Genomic DNA, 21604 nt, shown 5'->3' with positions numbered 1-21604 from the left:
CTGTTAGGTGTAGTCTCATCGGGTGTCGTTGGCAAGAGATGACCTAGGTCAGGGCGGCGGCACGTTGACGAGCGACTCTGCTTGTTATAGTAAGGAAGCTCGAATGGAGGTGGCTCATGGGAACTTCGAGCACGTGGGTCGCAGGTGGCTTCCAGACCGACTTCGCCCGCAACTGGGCCCGCGCCGGGCACGGCTTCGCCGAGCTCTTCGCGGAGGTGACGACCGGGACCCTCGACGCGTCCGGCGTCGACCCGGCCGACATCGGGGTGATCCACGTCGGTAACGCCTTCGGCCAGCTCTTCACCGGCCAGGGTCAGCTCGGCGGCATGCCCGCCACCGTCGACGAGCGCCTCTGGGGCATTCCGGCGGCCCGCCACGAGGCCGCGTGCGCCTCCGGTGGCATCGCCGTGCTGTCGGCCATGGCCGACCTCGAGTCCGGCCGCTACGACGTCGCCCTCGTGCTCGGCGCCGAGCTGGAGCGCACCGTCCCCGGCGACCAGGCCGCCCGCAACCTGGGCGCCGCCGCCTGGGTCGGCCACGAGGGCGAGCAGGCCAAGTTCATGTGGCCGTACATGTTCAGCGCCCTCGCCGACGAGTACGACAAGCGCTACGGCCTCGACGACGCCCACCTGCGCGCGATCGGCCGGCTCGCCTTCGACAACGCCCGGGTGAACCCCAACGCGCAGACCCGCGGCTGGACCTTCACCGACGCCAGCTTCAGCGCCGACGACGACGCCAACCCGCCGGTCGAGGGGCGGCTGCGGCGCAACGACTGCAGCCAGGTCACCGACGGAGCGGCCGGCGTGGTGCTCGTCTCGGACCGGTACCTCGCCGCCCACCCCGGCCTCGCCCGCCGCCCGCTCGCCCGGATCCTCGGCTGGGGCCACGCCACCGTCGGGCTGCCGCTGGAGCAGAAGCTGCGGCGCAGCGCCGGCGAGCCGTACGCGCTGCCCCACGTGCGCAAGGCGGTGCTCGACGCGTTCGGGCGGGCCGGCATCGGCGGCGTCGAGGACCTCGACGGCATCGAGACCCACGACTGCTTCACGATGTCGCAGTACGCGGCGATCGACCACTTCGGCATCACCGCGCCCGGCGAGAGCTGGAAGGCGGTCGAGTCCGGCGAGCTCGCCATCGGCGGCCGGATCCCGATGAACCCCGGCGGCGGGCTGATCGGCGGCGGCCACCCCGTCGGCGCGACCGGCGTGCGCATGCTCGTGGACGCCCACCGGCAGGTCACCGGCCAGGCCGGGGCCTACCAGGTGCCCGGCGCGCGCACCTTCGCCACCCTCAACATCGGCGGCAGCACCACGACGACGGTGAGTCTCGTGGTCGGCGCGGCCGACTCTGGAAAGTAGGAGCGACCGTTATGGACGTCGAGCTCGTCGGCCACGCCCTGGCCACGCTCCCGGAGGACGACGACCACCCGTACCGCACCGGGCCGTGGCGGCCGCAGACCAGCGAGTGGCGCGCCGACGACCTCACGGTGACCGGGGAGATCCCGGCTGACCTCGACGGCGTGTACCTGCGCAACACCGAGAACCCCGTGCACCCCGCCATCGCCGGCAAGTACCACCCGTTCGACGGCGACGGCATGATCCACGTGGTCGGCTTCCGCGACGGCAAGGCGTTCTACCGCAACCGCTTCGTGCGCACCGACGGGTTCCTCGCCGAGCAGGAGACCAAGGAGCCGCTCTGGGCCGGCCTCGCCGAGCCCCCGGACCGCAGCCGCCGCGACGGCTGGGGCGCCCGCGGCGGGCTCAAGGACTCCTCCAGCACCGACATCGTCGTGCACGCCGGGGTGGCCCTGTCCAGCTTCTACCAGTGCGGCGACCTGTACCGCCTCGACCCGCTCACCCTCGACACGCTCGGCAAGTCCACGTGGGGCGGGCGGTTCCCGTCGCAGTGGGGCGTCTCGGCCCACCCGAAGAGCGACGAGCACACCGGCGAGCTGCTGTTCTTCAACTACGGCAAGCAGGCGCCCTACCTGCACTACGGCGTGGTGGACGCGGACAACCACCTGGTGCACTACATCGACGTGCCGCTGCCGGGCCCCCGCCTGCCGCACGACATGGCCTACACCGAGCACTACGCGATCCTCAACGACTGCCCGCTGTTCTGGGAGCCGGCGCTGCTGGAGCAGGGCGTCCACGCCGCCCGCTTCCACCCCGAAATGCCCCTGCGGATCGGGGTCGTTCCCCGCCGCGGTACCTCGGAGCAGGTCCGCTGGTTCGAGGCGGACCCGACCTACGTCCTGCACTGGGTAAACGCCTACGAGGAGGGCGACGAGATCGTCCTCGACGGCTTCTTCCAGGACGACCCCGAGCCCCAGGACCGCGGCGACGGCTCCTACTACCAGCGCATGTTCCGCTTCCTGGCGCTCGACCGGATGCAGTCGCACCTGCACCGGTGGCGGCTCAACCTGGTCACCGGGCAGGTGCGGGAGGAGCGGCTGCGCGACACCGTCACCGAGTTCGGCATGATCAACGGGCGGCACGGGGGGCGGCCCAACCGGTACGCGTACGCCGCCACCGGCGTCGAGGGCTGGTTTCTCTTCGACGGCGTCGTCAAGCACGACCTGCTCACCGGCCACGACGAGCGGTACGCTTTCGGCGAGGGGGTCTTCGGCAGCGAGACCGCGATGGCGCCCCGGGTGGGCTCCGCCGCCGAGGACGACGGCTACCTGATTACGATCGTCACCGACATGAACCGCGACGCCTCCGAGTGCCTGGTCTTCGACGCGCAGCGGGTCGCCGACGGCCCGGTCGCGCGCGTCGCGCTGCCCGAGCGCGTCTCCAGCGGTACGCACGCCACCTGGGCCGCCGGCTCCTCGATCCCCGGCTGGGGCACCGCCGGCACGATGGCCGCGGCGCTGCGGATGGGCCCTGCGTGACAGCCGAACCGCCCGGTGACGCCCCCGCTGTGGCCGTGGTGCACCCGGGGGACGCGCCCACCCAGCTCGAGCCGGGCGGGCAGAACGCGGTCGCGCACGCGCTCGGGATCATCGGCGACGAGTGGACGCTGCTCATCCTGCGCTACGCGACCGCGGGCGTGCGGCGGTACAGCGACTACCTGGAGCGGCTCCCGATCTCCAACTCGGTGCTGACCAACCGGCTCTCCCGGCTGGCCGAGGTCGGGATCATGGAGAAGGTCGCCTACCAGGACCGGCCGCCGCGGTTCGAGTACCGGCTCACCAAGCGCGGCCGCGACACCTGGCCGATCCTGCTGGCCATCTGGGCGTGGGAGGCCCGCTGGGTGCCCCAGCACGAGGAGCACCTGCCGCTCATGCGGCACAGCCGCTGCGGGCAGCCGTTCCAGCCGCTGCTCATGTGCGCCACCTGTGGCAAGGCGGTCGAGCCCCGCGACGTCACCGGCGGCTTCGGCCCCAGCGGCACCTGGGAGCGCAGCGTCCCCGCGGCCACGACCCGCCGCCGCTCCTTCGCCGGCGCGGGCGCCAGCCCCGGCCTGTTCCCGCAGACCATGGCGCTCATCGGCAACCGCTGGTCCTCGGCCCTGCTCGGGGCCGCCTTCCTCGGCGCGCACCGGTTCAAGGACTTCGAGCAGCGCCTCGGCGCCCCGCCGACCATGGTCGCCGACCGGCTGCGCACCTTCTGCGAGCTCGGCGTGCTCGACCCGGCACCCGGCACCGAGCGCGCCGACTGGCTCAGCTACCGCCTCAGCGCCAAGGGCCGCGCCTTCTTCCCGGTCGTCATGTGCACGCTGGACTGGGGGCACCGCTGGTTCAAGGCGCCCGAGGGGCGGGCTCTGGTCTACCGGCACACCGAGTGCCGGCGCATCTTCACCCCCCGGCTGGCGTGCGACCAGTGCCGCGAGCCCCTGCGCGGGGGCAGCGACGTCACAATCGAACGCACGCCGTGAGTGCCGCCGTCCTGTCGCTCATCGAGCGGAACATTTCGGATAAAGTAGCAATCGTCGGCGACGATCGTACGGCGACGTATGCGGATTTATGGCATAAATCCGGGCAAATCGCCTCGGGCTTGCGGGCGGGCCAGCGCGTCGCGTACCGCGACCGGAACCGCACGGACTTCTGGGAGCTCTTCATCGCCTGCCTGCGGGCCGGCGCCACCCTCGTGCCGATCAACTTCCGCCTCACCGCCGACGAGGCCGCCTGGATCGCCCGCGACGCCGGCATCGGCGAGGTGTTCGACGACGCGCCCGTCATGATCATGTACTCGTCCGGCACGACCGGCCGCCCCAAGGGCGTGCTCATCGACGACGAGCAGCTGGCCTGGACGGTCGGCGCGTTCGGCGCGCTGTTCGAGGTCGACGAGCACGCGGTCAGCCTGGTCCCGACGCCGTACCACCACATCGCCGGCACCGGCTGGTCCCTCATCACCCTCGCCGCGGGCGGCACCATCGTGCAGAACGCGGAGCCGACCCCGGCGAGCATGTCCCGCCAGCTGGTCGACTTCCGGGCCACGCACGCGGCGATGGTCCCGACGCTCATCCAGGCCCTGACCGACGCCCCGGCCGACTTCTCGGCCCTGCGCCACATCGTCTACGGCGGCGCCCCGATCACCCCCGCCCTGGTGGGACGGGCCACGGAGGTCCTCGGCGCGCGGTTCCACCAGTCGTACGGCCTGACGGAGACCACCGGCGTCGCCACCGTCCTCGCCCCGGAGGAGCACCGCCCCGACGGCCGCCTGACCTCGGTCGGCCGCCCGCTGCCGGGGCTGGAGGTCCGGGTCGCCGACGGCGAGATCCTCGTCCGCGGCCCGTCGGTCACGCGGGGCTACTGGCGGGGCGAGTCCATCGTGGACGGCTGGCTGCGCACCGGCGACGGCGGCTCCTTCGACGAGGACGGCTACCTGTACCTGCACGACCGCATCAAGGACATGATCGTCTCCGGCGGCGAGAACGTGTACCCGGCCGAGGTCGAGCGCGTCCTGGCCGCCCACCCGCACGTGCTCGACGTCGCGGTCGTGGGCGTGCCGTCCGCACGCTGGGGCGAGTCCCCGATCGCCGTGGTCGTCACGATCGGCGCCGTCGACGACCTCATCCCGTGGTCCCGCGAGCGCCTGGCCCACTACAAATGCCCGGTGGCGGTACACGTCGTGGAAACCCTGCCCCGCAACGCCTCCGGCAAGATCCTGAAACGCCTGCTACGCAAGGAATACGCTCATGAGTGACTGGGCCCTACTGCGCCAGGTCGTCCTGGCCACCTCCGACATCGCCGCCGATGGCCGCCTGCTGCGCGAGCACTACGGCCTCGGCCCCGGCTTCGCCGACCCCGAACTGGCCGCGATCGGCATGGCCGACGACACGATGGCCCTGGCCGGCGGCTCCTACCTGGAGCTCGTCGCCCCGCTCACGCCCGACGTGTCGATCGCCCGCTGGCTGGCCAAGCGCGGCCCGGGCGGCTACGCGCTCTCGGTCCAGCACAGCGACCCCCTGGCCGCCCGCGACCGCGCCCTGGCCCTCGGCGTGCGCGTGGTCGCCGACCAGCTCGTCATGGGCCACCCGATCGTGCAGTTCCACCCGGCCGACGCCGGCCTCCTGCTCGAGCTGGACGGCATCGCGGACCGCGACGCCTGGTTCTGGGACGGCATGGGCGTGGACCCGTCGCCGCACGCACTGATCGACGACGTGGTGGCGGTGGACGTACCGGCCCAGGACCCGGAGGCGACGGTCAAGCAGTGGGCCGAGATCCTGGGCTACGAGCCGGCCGCGGCGGACACCATCGACCTGGGCGGCCGCACGGTGCGCTTCCGCCCGGCGGCCGAGCTGCCCCGGTGGACGCTGACCCTGCTGCGCTCCGAACGCGGCCCGGCCCTGCGCGACGAGAGCCTCCTGGGCGTGCACTGCCGGTACCGCTGAGTCCCTGGCTCGCTGCGCTCGCGGTGTGGGAGCAAGCTCCACCCACACCCCCTCAAAATCTACGCCGGCGCGCTCGAGCATCGAACAGTCCCGCGGCCTCGTCCGACGCGTCCGGGACGAGGCTGAACGCATGGCGCTGAGCATCCGCTGAGCGTCCCTCGGCCTCGTCATAGGCTGGGTTGGTGGACGTGTATGACGCTGTGGACAGCCGGCGCGCCGTGCGGGCGTTCAGCGCCGAGCCGGTACCGAAGCCGGTCCTGGAACGGGTGCTGACGGCGGCGGCGCGGGCCCCGTCGAGCGGGAACCTCCAGCCGTGGCAGGTGTACGTCGTGACCGGCGAGCCCCTGGCGGACCTGAAGCGGCGCGCGACGGCCAGGGCGCTGGCGGGCGACCCCGGCGACGAGCGGGAGTACCCGATGTACCCGGCCGACCTGGTCCCGCCGTACCTGGACCGGTTCTCCGCCGCGGCCGCCCAGCGGTACGCGGCGCTGGGCATCGAGCGCGACGACCCCGCCCGGCCCGTGAAGATCTCCGCCTTGAACTCGGCGGCGTTCGGGGCGCCGGTCGTCCTGTTCTGCTACCTCGACCGGACGATGGGGCCCGGGCAGTGGGCCGACGCGGGCATGTACCTGCAGACGGTCATGCTGCTGCTGCGGGCCGAGGGGCTGCACAGCTGCCCACAGGTGATGTGGACGATGTATCGCAGGACCGTCGGCCGGATCGTCGGGGCCGACGACGGGCTCGTGCTGTTCTGCGGGGTCTCGGTGGGGTACGAGCGGCCGGGTGTGCCACCGCTGCGTACCGGGCGGGCGGTTCTCACCGAGACCGTGACCTTCGTCGGGATGTGACAGTCAGCGCGCCCAGGACGCTCTCGGCGCGCAGGCTGGATCAGCGCGCCGAAGTCGCGTCGTCGAGCCGAAATCGGCAGCGCCTGTTCGGAGCTCGTCGGCGACGGCGGAGATTTCGAGGGGGTGTGGGTGGAGCGGAGCTCTCCCACCGCGAGCGCAGCGAGCTAGGAAAAACTACTGCGCAGGGCGTGCTTGAGGAGCTTGCCGGAAGCGTTGCGGGGCAGGGTCTCCACCACGTGTACCGCGACCGGGCACTTGAAGTGGGCCAGCCGCTCGCGGCACCACGCGATCACCTCGGCCTCGTCCGGGGCGTGGCCCGCGCGCGGTACCACCACGGCCACCGGGGACTCGCCCCACCGCGCCGACGGCACGCCCACCACCGCGACCTCGGCCAGGTCCGGGTGGCCGGTCAGCACGCTCTCGACCTCGGCCGGGTACACGTTCTCGCCGCCGGAGACGATCATGTCCTTGATGCGGTCGTGCAGGTACAGGTAGCCGTCCTCGTCGAAGGAGCCGCCGTCGCCGGTGCGGACCCAGCCGTCGACGATCGTGGTGGACGTCGCCCCGGGGTTGCGCCAGTAGCCGCGCATCACGTGGCCGCCGCCGATCAGGACCTCGCCGCGTTCGCCCGGGGGCAGGTCCGACAGCGTCACCGGGTCGACGACCCGCAGGGAGACGCCGGGCATGGGGCGGCCCACCGAGCGCAGGCGGCGCTCCTTGCGCGGCTCGTCCGGCAGGTGGTCCTCGGGCCAGAGGACCGTGACGCCGCCCGTCGACTCCGTCAGGCCGTACGACTGCAGGAACTTGCAGCCGAAGACCTCCGTCGCGGCGCGGATCACCGGCAGCGGGATCGGCATCGCGCCGTACACCAGGTAGCGCAGCGCCGACCAGTCGGTCTCGCGCGTGCGGGGCAGCTGCAGCAGCGTCTGCAGGATGGTCGGGACCACGGCCGCATGCGAGACCCGCCGCCGCGCGAGCAGGGCGATGAGCGCGTCGGGGCCGGCCGCGGTCTCCAGCAGCAGCGCGGCGCCGTTGAGGTTGGCCACGAGGGCCAGGCCGAGGCCGGAGATGTGGAAGTACGGGATGGGCGCCATCGCCACCGACGTGGTCGTGAGCTCCATGTCGTAGTGCATGGTCGCGAGCGCCTGGCCGAGGTTGTCGCCGCTGAGCATGATGCCCTTCGGCCGGCCCGTCGTGCCCGAGGTGTAGAAGATGACCGCGGTGTCGTCCGGCCCGGCGGGCACGAGCGGGTCGACCGGGTCCACCGTGGACAGCCAGGCCTCGTACTCGTCACCGGTGCACACGGCGCGCGCTCCCGGCGGTACCAGCGAAGGATCGTCGACGACGAGGGCCGCGGGGGCGGCGTCGGAGAGGATGGCCGCGATCTCCGGCCGCGCCAGGCGGTTGTTGACGGCGGTGGCGATCGCGCCGGCCTTGGTCGCGCCGTAGAGGACCTCGAGGAACTCCGGTGCGTTGGCGCCGATGTAGGCCACCCGGTCCCCGGGCGCGACGCCGGCCGCGATGAGCGCCTGGGCGACCCGGTTCGAGCGCTCGTCCAGCGCGCCGAACGTGGTGGTGCGGCCGGCCTCGATGACGGCCGTCAGCGCGGGGGTGGCGGCCGCGCGGCGGCGGATGATGTCGGCGACGCTCGTGACCCGGCCGCCGTCGGCGTGGACCGCGAAGAACGGCCTCATGCGGACCACGCGCCGAAGACGTCGAAGGACAGGATGCCGGGCGGGGCCGCGACCACGAGCGGGATCGCGTTGATGACCGGGCCGGCCGTCACGTACTGGGCCGCGGTCGTTCGCACGCCGGGCTCCTGGGGCTCGACCAGGTTGAGCGACATGACCACCTCGGGCTTGCCGAACACGTGGATCGTCCAGTGGTCGCGCCCGGCGTAGCGGGGAAGCGCCGGGTCCATCGTCCAGATGATCGACAGGGTGATGAACCGCTGCCCGGCCACGATGGCGTGCCAGCGCCACTCGGTCGCCACGACGGTGCCCTTGCGGATGGTGCCGGCCGCGACCTCCAGGTCGGCGGCGGCCAGCTCGTAGTGGTGGTCGGGCTCGATCCGGTCGTAGACCACACCCATCGCGTCGCCCATGAACCGCAGCGTCTCGGTGTACAGCTCGCCGTACAGCTCGGAAAGCGCGCCGGGCTCCGGCGACGACGAACCCATGCCCATGACGTTGAAGACGAAGTCGGGGTCGGGCATGGCGCGGGCGTCGAGGACCTCGTCGATCTCGACCCGGTCCAGGCGGACCGCGACCCCGGTCAGGGCGAGCGTGAGCCGTTCGCCGATGACGCCGGGGCTGATCCCGACGCCGAAGAGGGTGCTGCCGCCCTCGGCGCAGGCCCGCTCGAACCGCGCCGCGCGCTCGGGGGCCGGGTAGTGGTGCCCGGCGGTGGTGATGACGTTCTTGCCGGAGCGCAGCAGCCGGCAGATGTCCTCGTCGTGCTCGCCGTAGTCGAGGCGCAGCCGCGGCGCGTGGATGACGACATCGGCGTCGAGGGCCAGGATCTGCTCGATGTCGCGGGTCGCGGTGACGCCGGTGGCCGGGCGGCGGGCGATGTCGCCGGCGTCGCGGCCGGCCTTGCGCTCGCCGTAGACGTACAGGCCGGCGAGCTCGAGCTCGGGGGAGTCGAGCACGGCCCGCAGCGTCGTCTTGCCGATGGCGCCGGTGGCCCACTGGATGACGCGGGTACCCATCTACTCGCGGCCCGTCCGCAGCGCCGCCTTGTGCACGAGCCGTCCCAGCCCGCGCTCGTAGCGGACGGGGTCGCGGGCGAGGCGGGCCCGCGCGTCGACGGCCATCCAGTCGGTGTCGAAGGTCAGCTCGCCCTTGGCCGCCGCCTTGAGCCCGGCCCTGGCGATGTCCCGCGGGTCCTCCTTGCGCCCGTCGACGTGGTCGGCCATGCGGGTGTCGACCGAGCCGACGATGAGCGCGGTGACCTTCGTGCCCTGCGGCTCCAGCTCGGCGCGGGTGATGCCGGAGAGGAACAGGGTGGCGGCCTTGGCGGGGGAGTACCCGCCCATGAACGCCGTGGGCACGATCGCGGCCACGGACAGCACGTTGATGATCTGGCCGCCGCCGTTGGCCGCGAGCACGGGGGCGAAGGCCCGCGTCATGGCGAGGGTGCCGAAGTAGTTGACCTCCATCTCGGCGCGGGCCGCCTCGGGGTCATCGGCCATCACGAGCCGCTGCCTGGTGAACAGCCCGGCGTTGTTGACGAGCAGGTTCACGTCGGCGCACCCGGCGGCGGCCGCGGCCACCTGCGCCGGGTCCGTGATGTCGAGCCCGACCGGGATCGCACCGGGGGTCCGCACGGCGGCCGGGTCGCGGCTGCCGGCGTAGACGCGGGCGCCCTGCTCGATCAGCTCCTCGACGAACGCCTGGCCGATGCCGCGGTTGGCCCCGGTCACGAGGGCGACGACGCCGCTCATGAGCCGTACACCGGGTCGGCCGGGAACTTGGCGCCGCGCTGCAGCACCGAGGGGTCGGGGACGAGCATGCCGAAGATCCAGCCTTCCGTGCGCTCCATGTCGTGGTTCCACTCCCACCGCAGCCGCCGGTGCCGGATGCCCCAGCGGCCGTCCACGCGCTCGAAGACGTCGAGCATCCGGGCCACGGTCAGCGTGTCGCCGGGCTTCACGCGGGCGAACGCGGTCACGTAACACTCGACGTCGGCGCGGTCGCCGTCGAGCTCGATGAGCACGTTGGACAGCACGTGCGTGGTGATCGCCTTCGGGTGGGTCAGGGTGCGGGCGATGCTGTCGACGTAGGCGTCGGCCGGGCCGCTGTACACCCCGCCGTGCTCCTCGACCGCGCCCGGGAGGTAGCAGGCGCGCAGGGCGTCGAGGTCGCCGCGGTCGACGGCGCGCATGTACCGCGTCAGTATCTCGGTGATCTCCTGCTTGTCCAGCAAGTTCTGCAGCGACACTCAGCCGACCCTTCGCTCGTGGCCCGCCCACAGTGGCTCGCGCAGGACGCGCCGCAGCACCTTGCCGGAGGCGTTGCGCGGCAGTGCGTCCTCGAAGCGCACCGCGACCGGGCACTTGTAATGTGCGAGCCGCTCGCGGACCCAGGCGATGAGCGCCTCCTCGGTCAGCTCGCTGCCGGGCTCGCGGACCACCACGGCGACCGGGGACTCGCCCCACCGCGCCGAGGGTGCGCCGACGACGGCGACCTCGGCGACCTCGTCGTGGCCCTGCAGCGCGCGCTCGACCTCGGCCGGGTAGACGTTCTCGCCCCCGGACACGATCATGTCCTTGGCCCGGTCGACGAGGTAGAGGTACCCCTCCGAGTCGAGCCGCCCCACGTCCCCGGTGCGCATCCAGCCGTCGCCGGGCAGCGTGTACGCCGTCTCCTCGGGCCGCTGCCAGTAGCCGGCCATCACCTGGGCCGAGCGGATGAGCACCTCGCCCGGGGACCCCGTAGGCAGCTCCTCAAGCGTCACCGGGTCGACCACGCGCAGCTCGCTGCTCGGGTCCGGCCGCCCGCAGGAGCGCAGCAGCCCCGGCTCGTCGCGGGCCCGGTCGTGGTCCTCGGGGCTGAGGAAGGTGGCCCCGCCGGAGATCTCGGTCAGGCCGTAGGACTGCTCCATGGCGGCGCCGAGGCGCTTGGTCGCCTCGACGAGCACCTGGGCGGAGATGGGGGCGGAGCCGTACAGGATCAGGCGCAGGCTGCTCAGGTCGGCCTCGTCGAGCCCGGGGCTGCGCAGGACCACGTCGATGAGCACCGGCACGAGCACGGTTACCCGCACCCGCTCGCCGGCGATCAGGCCGAGCAGCGCCTGCGGGGCGGCGTCGCGCACCTGGGCGAGGGTCGCGCCCTGGCGCAGGCTGTGCACGGCCCACGCGAAGCCGAGGACGTGGAAGTACGGCGAGACGTTCAGCGAGGCGTCGCCCGGGTCGAGCTGCCAGCGGCGGCGGGCCACGTCGAGCATCGAGTGCAGGTTGCGGTTGCGGATCATGACGCCCTTGGGCAGGCCGGTGGTGCCGGAGGAGTACAGCAGCACGGCGAGGTCGTCCGGGTCGGTGACGACCCCGGGGTCCTGTTCCGGCTGCGCGTCCAGCCACGCTTCGTAGTCGCCGTCCAGCGTCAGCGTCACGCCCTCGAAGGACCCCCGGACGAGCTCGGCCTGGGCCGGCTCGGCGAAGAGCACCGTCGCGCCCGAGTCGGCGAGCACCGCGGCGAGCTCGGGGCCGGCGAGGCGGAAGTTCAGCGGGACGGGTACCGCACCCAGCTTGGCCGCCCCGGAGACGATGTCCAGCACGTCCGTGCGGTTCAGGCCGGCGTAGGCGACCCGGTCCCCGCGGCGCACGCCGAGGGCGAGCAGGCCGGCGGCGACCCGGCTGGAGCGCCGGTCGATCTCGGCGAAGGTCGCGGGCCGGCCCTGGCCGGCGACCGCGGGGGCGTCGGGGTGCCGGCGCGCGGCGTCGCGGACCACCTCGGCGATGGAGAACATCGTTGACCTCCAAACCAAACGGTGTCCACACGCTACAACTAGAAGAGTGACTTGCACAGGGGGCCGGTGGGCGAAATATTTCTGCACCGTTTCGCGATGGTTCCCGGTCCCGACGCTGAGCATCGTGAGCTGCGAGTACTTCGAGTGCTCATGACGCCCCATTGACGAGTCACTCCGACTGTTGTAGTAAGACGAGTAGCACTGTCAATTGAAGTAAGCCGGAGGTGACGCTGGTGTCGGCTGCTGCGTTGGACGTGCGCGACGTCCGGATTCACTTCGGCGGGGTCACCGCGCTCGACGGGATCAGCCTGACCGTCGCGCCCGGTGAGATCTGCGGGCTGATCGGGCCGAACGGCGCCGGTAAGACCACGCTGTTCAACTGCATCACCCGCATCTACCAGCCGGACGGGGGCACGATCCGGTTCGGCGAGCGCGACCTGCTGGCCGTGCCGCGGCACCGCATCGTGCGGCACGGCATCGCGCGGACGTTCCAGAACCTCGCGCTCTTCGGCTCGCTGAGCGTCCTGGAGAACACGGTCGCCGGCGCCCACGTGCGGCGCGGGCGGCACCGGGCGCTGCGGGCCGAGGCCTACGACATCCTGGCCGCGCTCGGCCTCACCGACGTGGCCCACCACCCGGCGCAGGGCCTGCCGTTCGGCACCCTCAAGCGCGTCGAGCTGGCCCGGGCCCTCGCCGCGCGCCCCCGGCTGCTGCTGCTGGACGAGCCGGCCGGCGGCCTGACCCACGCCGAGGTCCGCGACCTGGGCGAGCTGATCCGGCGGATTCGCGACCGGTACGAACTCTCGGCCCTCCTCGTGGAGCACCACATGGGCCTCGTGATGGGCATCTGCGACCACGTCGTCGCGATGGACTCCGGCCGCAAGATCGCCGACGGTGCGCCGGAAGCGGTGCAGCGCGACGAGACCGTGGCGGCGGCCTACCTGGGGCGGACATGAGCGATCTGCTGGAAGTCGAGCGGCTCGTGGCCGGTTACGGCCAGGCCCAGGTGCTGCACGGCATCGACCTCACGGTCGGGGCCGGCGAGGTCGTCGTCGTGCTCGGCGCCAACGGGGCCGGCAAGACGACGCTCATGCGGGCCATCGCGGGCCTGCTGCCCAGCCGCGGCACGATCGCGTTCGCCGGGCGGCCGCTGGGCGGCCGGGCCGAGGCGGTGGTCCGCCAGGGAATCAGCCTCGTGCCGCAGGGCCGCGGAACCTTCACCGCGCTCACCGTCGAGGAGAACCTGCGCGTCGGGGCGGCCGTGCGCGGCCGGGAGAAGATCGACGTCGAGCGCTGGTACGGCGTCTTCCCCGTCCTGAAGGCCCGCGCCAAGCAGATCGCGGGCACGCTGTCCGGCGGCGAGCAGCAGATGCTCGCCGTCGCCCGCGCCCTCATGAGCCGCCCGCAACTGCTGCTGTGCGACGAGATCAGCCTGGGGCTCGCCCCGAAGATCGTGGCCGAGCTGTTCGCCGTGCTGCGGGACATCAACCGCGAGGACGGCACCGCGCTGCTGCTCGTCGAGCAGAACGCCGAGCTCGCGCTCGACCTCGCGGGCCGCGCCTACCTGCTGGAGGTCGGCCGCGTCGCCGGGCACGGCCCCGCCGCCGAGTTCCGCGACAACGACGCGGTCCGCCGCGCCTACCTGGGCTACTAGGGGAGGAACACCGTGTCGCTCCTGCTCGACCGGCTCTTCGACGGCATCACGAACGGGTGCGTGTACGCCATCATGGCCCTCGCCCTGGTGATCGTCTTCCGGGGCTCGGGGACCATCAACTTCGCCCAGGGCGAGCTCGCCCTCTTCACCACCTACATCGCCTGGTGGCTCACCACCCTGGGCGCGCCGATCTGGGCCGGGCTCGTCGTGGCCACCGTCACCGGGCTCGTGCTCGGCGCCGGCATCGAGCGCACGCTGATCCGGCCGGTGCGCCGGCGCAACGACATGGCCGTGCTCATCGTGTGCCTGGGGTTGTTCACCGCGCTCAACGCCCTGGCCGGGCTCATCTGGAACTCCGAGACCAAGGTGATGCCGAGCATCTTCCCCAACGGCCTCGACGACTACCTGAGCATCGGCGGCGCCCGGCTGTACTTCGACGGCCTCGGCGTCTGGCTCGTCGTCCTCGTCGTCGTGGGCCTGATGTTCCTGCTGTTCAACCGGACCACGCTCGGCCTGCACATGCGCGCGGTGGCCAACGCGCCCGAGTCCGCCGCGCTCAGCGGCGTGCGCACCGGACGCGTGCTCATGTTCGGCTGGGGCGTCTCGGGCGCGATCGGCGCCGTTGCCGGCGTGCTCGTCACGCCGCTCTCGCCGCAGCAGCTGGGGCTGCAGACGATGTTCCCGATCCTCATCTACGCCTCGGCCGCGGCGCTGTTCGGCGGCCTCGACAGCCCGGTCGGCGCGGTCGTCGGCGGCCTCGTCCTCGGCGTCCTGCAGCAGCTGATCATGGGGTACGTCGGGTTCATCGGCGACACCCTGCCGCAGACCGCGGCGCTGACCATCATCGTCGCCGTGCTCGTGCTGCGCCCCAACGGCCTGTTCGGCACCCGTCAGCCGGAGCGCGTGTGATGCGTACGCCGATCGTCCTCACCCGCGGCACCTGGCCGCACCGCGCCGTCCTCCTGGCGCTCGCCGCGCTCGCCGTCCTGGCGCTGCTGTGGGCCTCCGGGCTCGCCCAGTTCCGCGTCTCCCAGCTCACCAGCGTCTTCATCTACGCCATCGCGATCAGCGGGCTCAACCTGGCCACCGGCTACACCGGCCTGCTGTCCATCGGGCACAGCGCGTTCTTCGGGCTGGGCGCCTACACGACCGGCGTCCTCGTCATGAGGTACAACCTCGATCCGCTCTCCACAGTCGTCCCCGCGGTGCTGCTGTGCTTCGTCATCGGCTTCGTCATCGGCCTGCCCGCGCTGCGCATCCGCGGCCTGTATCTGGCCCTGGTCACCCTGGCCGTGGGCGTCGCCTTCCCGGAGCTGGTGCGCCGCTTCGAGTCGCTCACCGGGGGCGCGCGCGGCCTGGTGATCCGCCGCCGCCTGCTCAACCCGCCGCCGTGGAGCGGGTTCGGCGCCGGCGAACGCGCCGAGTGGCTGTTCTGGCTCTCGGCCGTCACGCTCGGCGCGGTCCTGGTCCTCGTGCACCTGCTCGTGCGCAGCCGCGCGGGCCTGGCCATGGTCGCCACCCGCGACAACGAGATCGCGGCCGCCGCCTCCGGCGTGCGCGTCGCCGCCGTCAAGACGACGGTCTTCGGGCTCTCCGGCGCCGTCACCGGCCTCGCCGGGTGCCTCTTCGCGATGTACCTCGCCGCCCTCTCCCCGGACGGCTCCTTCACCCTGCTCAAGTCCATCGAGTTCATCACCGGTCTGGTCATCGGCGGCGCCGCGACCCGCCTCGGCCCGCTCGTCGGGGCCTTCGCCGTCGTCTACATCCCCTACCTGACCGCCAGCCTGAACCCCGCGAACGTCAGCCAGGGCCAGCTCTCCGGCGTCCTCTTCGGCGTCGTGCTGATCCTGATCATCTTCCTGATGCCCGACGGAATCGTCGGCGGGCTCAGCCGGCTGAGCGGACGCCTGGTCCAGGTGCACACCCCAACCCCCGCGTCAGAGGAGAACACCCATGAGGCGTCACCACTACCTGGTGGCCGCGGCGACCGCGACCTTACTGCTCGCGGCGTGCAGTAACGCCAACTCCGGCGACGACCCGGAGCCCGCCGCGAGCGGGGCCTCGGCCGCCGCCGGCGCCTGGAAGGCCCCCACGCAGGACTGCGACGACCCCGCCGCGGCCACCAAGGAGATCAGCGGCACGCTCAAGGTCGGCTGGTCCGCGGCGCTGTCCGGCCCGCTGGCCGGCGCCGTCGGCGCGGTGCTGCAGGGCATGAAGGACCGCTTCGCGGTGGAGAACGCGGCCGGCGGCATCAACGGCGTCAAGCTCGACGTCGTCACCCGCGACGACGCGTTCGACCCGGCCAAGGCCAAGGCCAACGTCGGGCAGCTGATCCAGAGCGACAAGGTCGACGTGCTCGACGTGTTCGGCTCCGGCCAGCTCGACGCGGTCGCCGACGACCAGAACGCGGCCTGCGTCCCGCTGCTGTTCGCCCAGTCCGGCGTGCCGACGTTCCGCGACGTGAAGAGCTTCCCCTGGACGACGCAGTACCTGCCGTCGGCCGACGTCGAGACCGCGTTCGACGTCGAGCTGCTCAAGAAGAAGTACCCCAACGGCGCCAAGGTGGCCATCGCGGCCAACCAGACCGAGTCGGGCAAGGGCCTCGCCGACGGCTTCAAGAAGGCGCTGCAGGGCACCAACCTCGAGCTGGTCAAGGAGGTCTCGCTGGCCGACCCGGCGGCGGCCGCCACGACCCTGAGCGCCAGCGGCGCCCAGGTGCTCTTCGACGCCGGCGTCACCACCGACTGCCCGGCCCTGTCGACCGCGATCGGCCGCAGCGGCTGGAAGCCCGAGACGTTCATCCAGCCGTCCAACTGCGTCGACGGCAACACGCTCTACAAGCCGGCCGGCGCCGCCGCCGACGGGCAGCTCGTGCCGGTGTGGCTGAAGAACCCGGCCAGCGACCTGTACGCGTCCGACCCCGGCATGACCGACTACCTCGCGAAGCTCAAGGCCCAGAACAACGCGGCGCCGACGAACAGCTACACGGTCAACGGCTGGGTCATCGGCGACCTCATGATCGACGTGTTCAAGAAGGCCGCGTCCTCCCCGTCCAAGCTGTCCCACGCGGGCATCATGGAGGCGGCGCGGACGCAGGAGTACCAGCCGCCGATGTTCATCGACGGGATCAAGTGGAAGATGGCCCCGACGGCCCCGCTGGGCATCCTCGCGTTCCGCCCGTTCCAGTGGGACGCGACGGCGGTGGCGTTCAAGCCCTTCGGCGACGTCATCGACATCTCCGGCAAGTACATCACGAAGTAGCGGGAACACCACGAATCAGTAAGGGGGTTCGGGCATGCCGGGACGTAAACTGCACCCACCCGAGCGCGTGGCGGAGTACACCTCGCGCGGCTGGTGGTCGCAGGACACCATGGACGCTCTGCTGCGGGCCCAGGTCGCCCGGCAGCCCGACCGGCTCGCGGTCGTCGACCCGGCCAACAAGACCGCGCTCGTCGGCACCGAGCCGCGCCGCCTCACCTGGGGCGAGCTGGACGCTTCGACCAACCGGCTCGCCCGGGTCCTGCTGGACCTCGGCGCCGAGCCGGGCGATGTCCTCGCGGTCCAGCTCCCCAACACCGTCGAGCTCGTCGTCGCCTACCTGGCGGCCTGGCGGATCGGCCTCATCGTCACCCCGTTCCCCGTGCAGTTCCGCGAGCACGAGATCGTCGCCCTGGCCGAGCTGGCCGACGCGAAGTTCTACCTGACGGCGGACCGGATCGGCGACCGGGCGCACGCCGCCGAGTTCGCGGGCTACAACCTCCCCGGCGTGGTGCTGGCCCACGGCGCGGAGCTCCCCGAAGGCGTGCTGCCGGCCGACGCGCTGATGGCGGCGGCCGACGGGTCCACAGTGGAGGCCCACGAGGCCGACCCGAACGACTGCGTCACGATCTGCTGGACCTCCGGCACCGAGAGCACCCCGAAGGGCGTCCCGCGCAGCCACTACGACTGGCTCGCGATCTGCTGGGCCACCGTCGAGGCGCCCCGCCTCACCGAGGACGACGTGCTGCTCAACCCGTTCCCGATGGTGAACATGGCCGGCATCAACGGCATGTTCCTGCCGTGGCTGCGGGTCGGCTGCATCCTGGTGCAGCACCACCCGTTCGACCTGCCGACGTTCCTGGCCCAGATCACCGCCGAGCGGGCCACCTACACCGTCGCCCCACCGGCCCTGCTCACCCTGCTCCTGCAGCGCGACGAGCTGCTGGCCGCCGCGGACATCTCCAGCCTCAAGCAGATCGGGTCGGGTTCGGTACCGCTGGCGCCGCCGATGGTCCGCGGCTGGCAGGAGCGCCACGGCATCGGCATCATCAACTTCTTCGGCTCCAACGAGGGCATCTCGCTGCTCACCGACCCGCACGACGTGCCCGACCCGGAGCAGCGCGCCCGCTACTTCCCCCGCTACGGCGTGCCCGGCTACACCTGGAGCTCCCGCGTCACCGAGTGGACCACCGTCCGGCTCGTCGACCCGGCGACCGGCGACGAGGTCACCGAGCCCGGGGTCCCCGGCGAGCTGCGGCTGAAGGGCCCCACGGTCTTCGCGGGGTACCTGCACGGCGAGCGCCTCGCCAGCCCGTTCGACGAGCAGGGGTACCTGCGCACCGGCGACGTGTTCGTCATCGCCGGGGACGACGGGCAGTTCCTGGAGTACGTCGACCGGGCCAAGGACCTCGTCATCCGCGGCGGGATGAACATCGCCCCGGCCGAGCTGGAGGGGCTCATCGCCGCACACCCGGCCGTGGCCGACGTCGCCGTCGTGGGCTACCCCGACGAGGTGCTCGGCGAGCGGGTGTGCGCCGTCGTCGTGCCCCGCGAGGGCCGGGAGCTCGACCTGGCCGGCCTGGTGGAGTTCCTGAAGGACCAGCGCATCGCCTCGTACAAACTGCCCGAACGACTGGAGCTGCGCCAGGCCCTGCCCCGCAACCCCGTCGGCAAGGTCTTGAAACGGTCCCTCCGGGAGGAGATCAACGCATGAGTGCTCCGTTGGACGTCGCGCGGGACATGGTCGACGCCTGGAACCGGATGGACTGGGACCGGGTCGTCGCCCTGTTCGCCGCGGACGGCGTGCTGCACAGCGTGATGCAGGAACCGATCGTCGGCCGGCCCGCCATCGAGGCCCGCATCCGCTCGCTGACCGCCGGCCTGGAGCGCATCGAGCTGCGGGTGAAGGCGATGGGCGTCATCGACGGCCGCGTCTTCATCGAACGCGTCGACGACTTCGACATCAACGGCCACCACGTCGAGCTGCCGGTCGTCGGCATCCTGCGCATCGGCGCCGACGGGCTCGTCACGGAGTGGCTCGAGTACTACGACCGCGCCACGATGATGCGCGGCATGGGCCTCCCGGCGGACTTCAGCCACTCATGACGATCGAGATCTCGCTCGGCCTGTGGCAGGACCGCCCGGCGGCCGAGGCCCTGGACACCGCGCGCCTCGCCGGCGAGCACGGCTTCCCCGCCGTGTGGATCGGCGAGATGGCCACGTACGACGCCTTCGCCCTCGCGGCCGCGGCCGGGCCGCTGCTGCCGGCCGCGACCCGGCTCGTGCTCGGCCCGTTCGCGGTCACCGTCCGCGACCCGATGATGGTCGCGATGGGCGCGGCCTCGGTCGCGGCGCTGACCGGGCGCGCGGTCTCGGTGGCGCTGGGCACCTCCAGCCCCGTCGTCGTCGAGCAGTGGCACGGCCGCTCCCGGGCCGGCTCGGCGCAGGCGCTCGACGACTCGGCGCAGGCCGTGCGGGCGCTCCTGGCGGGAGAGCGGGTGCGGGGGTACCGGCTGCGGCTGCCCCCGGTGCCCGGCGAGCTCGTCGTCGCTGCCTTCGGCCCGCGCGCGGTCGCCACCGCGGCCCGGCACGCGGACCGCATGGTGCTCAACCTGCTCGACCCGCCGACCGCGGGCGAGCTCGTGGCCCAGCTGGAGGCGGCCGCGGAGGGTCCCCGCCCGCGCGTCGCCGTCTGGGCCCCGGCCGCGATCGGCACCGATCTCACGGCCGCGTACGAGCAGCTGCGCCGGGGCGTCGTGGGCTACCTCGCCGCGCCCGGGTACTCCGACATGTTCATCCGCGCCGGCTTCGGCGACGTGGTCGCGTTCGCGCGCACCGGCCCGCACCCGCGCGACCTGCTGGCCGCGATCCCGTCGGAGCTGATCGACGCGATCGGTGTCGTGGGCTCCCCTTCGGCCGCGGCCGAGCGGGTCCGCTCCTATGTGGACAACGGCGTCGACGACATCGTGCTGGTGCCGTCCTCCACCGACGCCGACCCTCTCGGCGCCGCGACTCTGGCATCCGCCGTGGAGCTGCTGTGACTCCGGGAATGCTGCTGCTCAGCGTCGCGCGGCGCATCCCCGGGCGGGTCGCGGTGCGGGCCGGGGGCACCGAGCGCACGTACGGCGACCTGTTCGACAACGCGGCCCGGTTCGCCGGCGTGCTGACCGCCCACGGCGTGCGCGCCGGCGACCGGGTCGCGTTGATGATGGACAACCGCGCCGAGGCCCTGGAGTGCTACCTCGGGTGCCTGCTGGGCGGCTACACGGCGGTGCACGTGAACGACCGGCTCGCGCTGCCGGAGGTACAGTCCATCGTGGACGACGCCGGCGTGGCCGCCTTCGTGGCGCCGGCCACCGGCCGCTTCGACCCGGCGGCCGGGTCCGGCCGGTCGGTCTCCGCGCCGGTGGTCCTGGAGCCGGTCTTCGACGCCGCCCCGATCGCCCCACGCCCGGCCCCGCCGTCGGCCCCGGCCATCATCGGCTACACCAGCGGCACCACGGGCGCCCCCAAGGGCGTCGTCATCACCCAGGAGAACCTGAGCCGGATCATCCGGCACATGCCGGTCCACGACGGCCTGCGGCCCGGCAGCCGCTGCGCCTTCACCGGCTCCTTCTCGTTCGTGGCCGGGATCTGGGGCGTCATGCTCCCGCACCTGTACCTCGGCGGCGAGCTCTCGTTCATGGCCGGCCTGCCCCCGGCCGAGTGGGTCGACCGCATGATCCGCGAGCGCTCCACCTTCACCTACGTACCGTCGCCGCTCGCCCCCGCCTTCACCGAGGAGGTCCGCCGCCGCCCCGAGGTGCTCGACTCCCTGACCGGCGTGCTGCACTCGGCCTCGGCGATGCGCCCGGAGGTGATGCGCGACCTCGTCTCCGTCATCGGCGACCGCTTCGTCGAGACGTGGGGCATGACGGAGACCGGCGCCCCGGTGACCACCACGGTCCCCGCCGACTGGACCGCCGCCTGCGAGGCCGACGACATCTACGCCTCGGCGGGCCGCCCGGCCCACATCGCGGCCGTCCGTGTCGTCGGCCCCGACGGCGCCGACGTGCCGCCGGGCGAGGAGGGCGAGCTGCTGGTGCAGTCCGAGACGCTCTTCGCGGGCTACTTCCGCCGCGCCGAGGCCACGTCGGAGGCCCTGCGCGACGGCTGGCTGCACACCGGCGACATCGGCCGGGTCGACCGGGCCGGCTACGTGTACATCACCGACCGCCTCAAGGACATGATCGTCACGGGCGGCATGAACGTGTACCCGGCCGAGGTCGAACTGGCCCTGTCCCGCATGCCGGGCGTGGCCGAGGCCGCGGTCTTCGGCGCGCCGGACGAGCGCTGGGGCGAGACGGTGGTCGCCGCGATCGTCCGCGCGCCGGGCCACACCCTCGACGAGGCCGCGGTCACCGCCTGGTGCCGGCAGCACCTGGCGTCGTACAAGAAGCCGACGTCGGTCCTGTTCCTGGACGCCCTGCCGCGCAACGCCGCCCTGAAGGTCCCGAAGCCCCGGCTGAGGGAGCTCTACGCCCGGCGCTGATGTGCCTCC

Annotated in this window: 20 protein-coding genes; 15 read left to right on the top strand and 5 right to left on the bottom strand. The window is 72.5% G+C overall.

Annotated elements, in window-relative coordinates:
* Window positions 1–116 precede the first annotated feature (116 nt).
* The 6 genes from AB0B76_RS18450 (at window position 117) to AB0B76_RS18425 (ending at window position 6683) form a co-directional block, all read left to right on the top strand.
* The gene (locus AB0B76_RS18450) at window positions 117–1355 is read left to right on the top strand and encodes an acetyl-CoA acetyltransferase (protein ID WP_360376194.1); all 1239 of its coding nucleotides are present in this window, start codon (window positions 117–119) and stop codon (window positions 1353–1355) included.
* 11 nt (window positions 1356–1366) lie between these two features.
* Complete coding sequence (locus AB0B76_RS18445; RefSeq protein WP_360376191.1) at window positions 1367–2890, top strand: carotenoid oxygenase family protein; 1524 nt, start codon at window positions 1367–1369, stop codon at window positions 2888–2890.
* Window positions 2887–3876, top strand: a complete 990-nt coding sequence (locus AB0B76_RS18440) for a winged helix-turn-helix transcriptional regulator (RefSeq protein ID WP_360376189.1) — start codon at window positions 2887–2889, stop codon at window positions 3874–3876. Before AB0B76_RS18445 ends, AB0B76_RS18440 begins: the two co-directional genes overlap by 4 nt.
* Window positions 3783–5147 carry an AMP-binding protein gene (locus AB0B76_RS18435; RefSeq protein WP_360376186.1) on the top strand — a complete coding sequence of 455 codons (1365 nt, stop codon included), beginning with the start codon at window positions 3783–3785 and terminating at the stop codon, window positions 5145–5147. Before AB0B76_RS18440 ends, AB0B76_RS18435 begins: the two co-directional genes overlap by 94 nt.
* Entirely contained in the window at window positions 5140–5835 is a 696-nt protein-coding gene (locus tag AB0B76_RS18430; RefSeq protein WP_360376183.1) for a hypothetical protein, read from the top strand. Before AB0B76_RS18435 ends, AB0B76_RS18430 begins: the two co-directional genes overlap by 8 nt.
* Before the next feature lie 182 nt (window positions 5836–6017).
* Window positions 6018–6683 carry a nitroreductase gene (locus AB0B76_RS18425; RefSeq protein WP_360376181.1) on the top strand — a complete coding sequence of 222 codons (666 nt, stop codon included), beginning with the start codon at window positions 6018–6020 and terminating at the stop codon, window positions 6681–6683.
* 164 nt (window positions 6684–6847) lie between these two features.
* Here the strand turns inward: AB0B76_RS18425 and AB0B76_RS18420 are convergent, their stop codons facing one another.
* Genes AB0B76_RS18420 through AB0B76_RS18400 form a run of 5 tightly spaced genes read right to left on the bottom strand, consistent with a single transcriptional unit; the run spans window position 6848 to window position 12152 of the window.
* Window positions 6848–8377, bottom strand: a complete 1530-nt coding sequence (locus AB0B76_RS18420) for a long-chain-fatty-acid--CoA ligase (protein ID WP_360376179.1) — start codon at window positions 8375–8377, stop codon at window positions 6848–6850.
* The gene (locus AB0B76_RS18415) at window positions 8374–9393 is read right to left on the bottom strand and encodes a hypothetical protein (RefSeq protein WP_360376176.1); all 1020 of its coding nucleotides are present in this window, start codon (window positions 9391–9393) and stop codon (window positions 8374–8376) included. The genes AB0B76_RS18420 and AB0B76_RS18415 overlap by 4 nt, the downstream gene beginning before the upstream one ends.
* Window positions 9394–10128, bottom strand: a complete 735-nt coding sequence (locus AB0B76_RS18410) for an SDR family oxidoreductase (protein WP_360376174.1) — start codon at window positions 10126–10128, stop codon at window positions 9394–9396.
* Window positions 10125–10625 carry a nuclear transport factor 2 family protein gene (locus tag AB0B76_RS18405; protein WP_360376171.1) on the bottom strand — a complete coding sequence of 167 codons (501 nt, stop codon included), beginning with the start codon at window positions 10623–10625 and terminating at the stop codon, window positions 10125–10127. Before AB0B76_RS18405 ends, AB0B76_RS18410 begins: the two co-directional genes overlap by 4 nt.
* Window positions 10626–12152, bottom strand: a complete 1527-nt coding sequence (locus AB0B76_RS18400; RefSeq protein WP_360376169.1) for an AMP-binding protein — start codon at window positions 12150–12152, stop codon at window positions 10626–10628. It lies immediately after the preceding gene.
* 233 nt (window positions 12153–12385) lie between these two features.
* Here AB0B76_RS18400 and AB0B76_RS18395 point away from each other — a divergent pair, with 233 nt between their 5' ends.
* Genes AB0B76_RS18395 through AB0B76_RS18355 form a run of 9 tightly spaced genes read left to right on the top strand, consistent with a single transcriptional unit; the run spans window position 12386 to window position 21595 of the window.
* Window positions 12386–13108, top strand: coding sequence for an ABC transporter ATP-binding protein (locus tag AB0B76_RS18395; protein ID WP_360376166.1), 723 nt, complete (start codon window positions 12386–12388; stop codon window positions 13106–13108).
* On the top strand, window positions 13105–13806 hold the full coding sequence (locus tag AB0B76_RS18390; RefSeq protein ID WP_360376164.1) for an ABC transporter ATP-binding protein: 702 nt from the start codon (window positions 13105–13107) through the stop codon (window positions 13804–13806). The genes AB0B76_RS18395 and AB0B76_RS18390 overlap by 4 nt, the downstream gene beginning before the upstream one ends.
* A gap of 12 nt (window positions 13807–13818) precedes the next feature.
* Window positions 13819–14715, top strand: a complete 897-nt coding sequence (locus AB0B76_RS18385) for a branched-chain amino acid ABC transporter permease (protein WP_360376161.1) — start codon at window positions 13819–13821, stop codon at window positions 14713–14715.
* On the top strand, window positions 14715–15824 hold the full coding sequence (locus AB0B76_RS18380) for a branched-chain amino acid ABC transporter permease (RefSeq protein WP_360376159.1): 1110 nt from the start codon (window positions 14715–14717) through the stop codon (window positions 15822–15824). The genes AB0B76_RS18385 and AB0B76_RS18380 overlap by 1 nt, the downstream gene beginning before the upstream one ends.
* Window positions 15760–17067 carry an ABC transporter substrate-binding protein gene (locus AB0B76_RS18375; RefSeq protein WP_360376156.1) on the top strand — a complete coding sequence of 436 codons (1308 nt, stop codon included), beginning with the start codon at window positions 15760–15762 and terminating at the stop codon, window positions 17065–17067. Before AB0B76_RS18380 ends, AB0B76_RS18375 begins: the two co-directional genes overlap by 65 nt.
* Window positions 17068–17101: 34 nt before the next feature.
* Window positions 17102–18778 (top strand): class I adenylate-forming enzyme family protein, encoded by a 1677-nt coding sequence (locus tag AB0B76_RS18370; protein ID WP_360376153.1) that lies wholly within the window; start codon window positions 17102–17104, stop codon window positions 18776–18778.
* Window positions 18775–19170, top strand: a complete 396-nt coding sequence (locus AB0B76_RS18365; protein ID WP_360376150.1) for a nuclear transport factor 2 family protein — start codon at window positions 18775–18777, stop codon at window positions 19168–19170. The genes AB0B76_RS18370 and AB0B76_RS18365 overlap by 4 nt, the downstream gene beginning before the upstream one ends.
* Complete coding sequence (locus AB0B76_RS18360; protein WP_360376147.1) at window positions 19167–20105, top strand: LLM class F420-dependent oxidoreductase; 939 nt, start codon at window positions 19167–19169, stop codon at window positions 20103–20105. The genes AB0B76_RS18365 and AB0B76_RS18360 overlap by 4 nt, the downstream gene beginning before the upstream one ends.
* A complete protein-coding gene (locus tag AB0B76_RS18355; protein ID WP_360376145.1) occupies window positions 20102–21595 on the top strand; it encodes an AMP-binding protein in 1494 nt (497 codons plus the stop codon). Before AB0B76_RS18360 ends, AB0B76_RS18355 begins: the two co-directional genes overlap by 4 nt.
* The last annotated feature ends 9 nt before the right edge of the window (window positions 21596–21604 follow it).

Source organism: Dactylosporangium sp. NPDC049140, assembly GCF_040648435.1.
The sequence above is the reverse complement of the archived record's forward strand: the minus strand, read 5'-3'. Positions and strand labels throughout refer to the sequence as shown.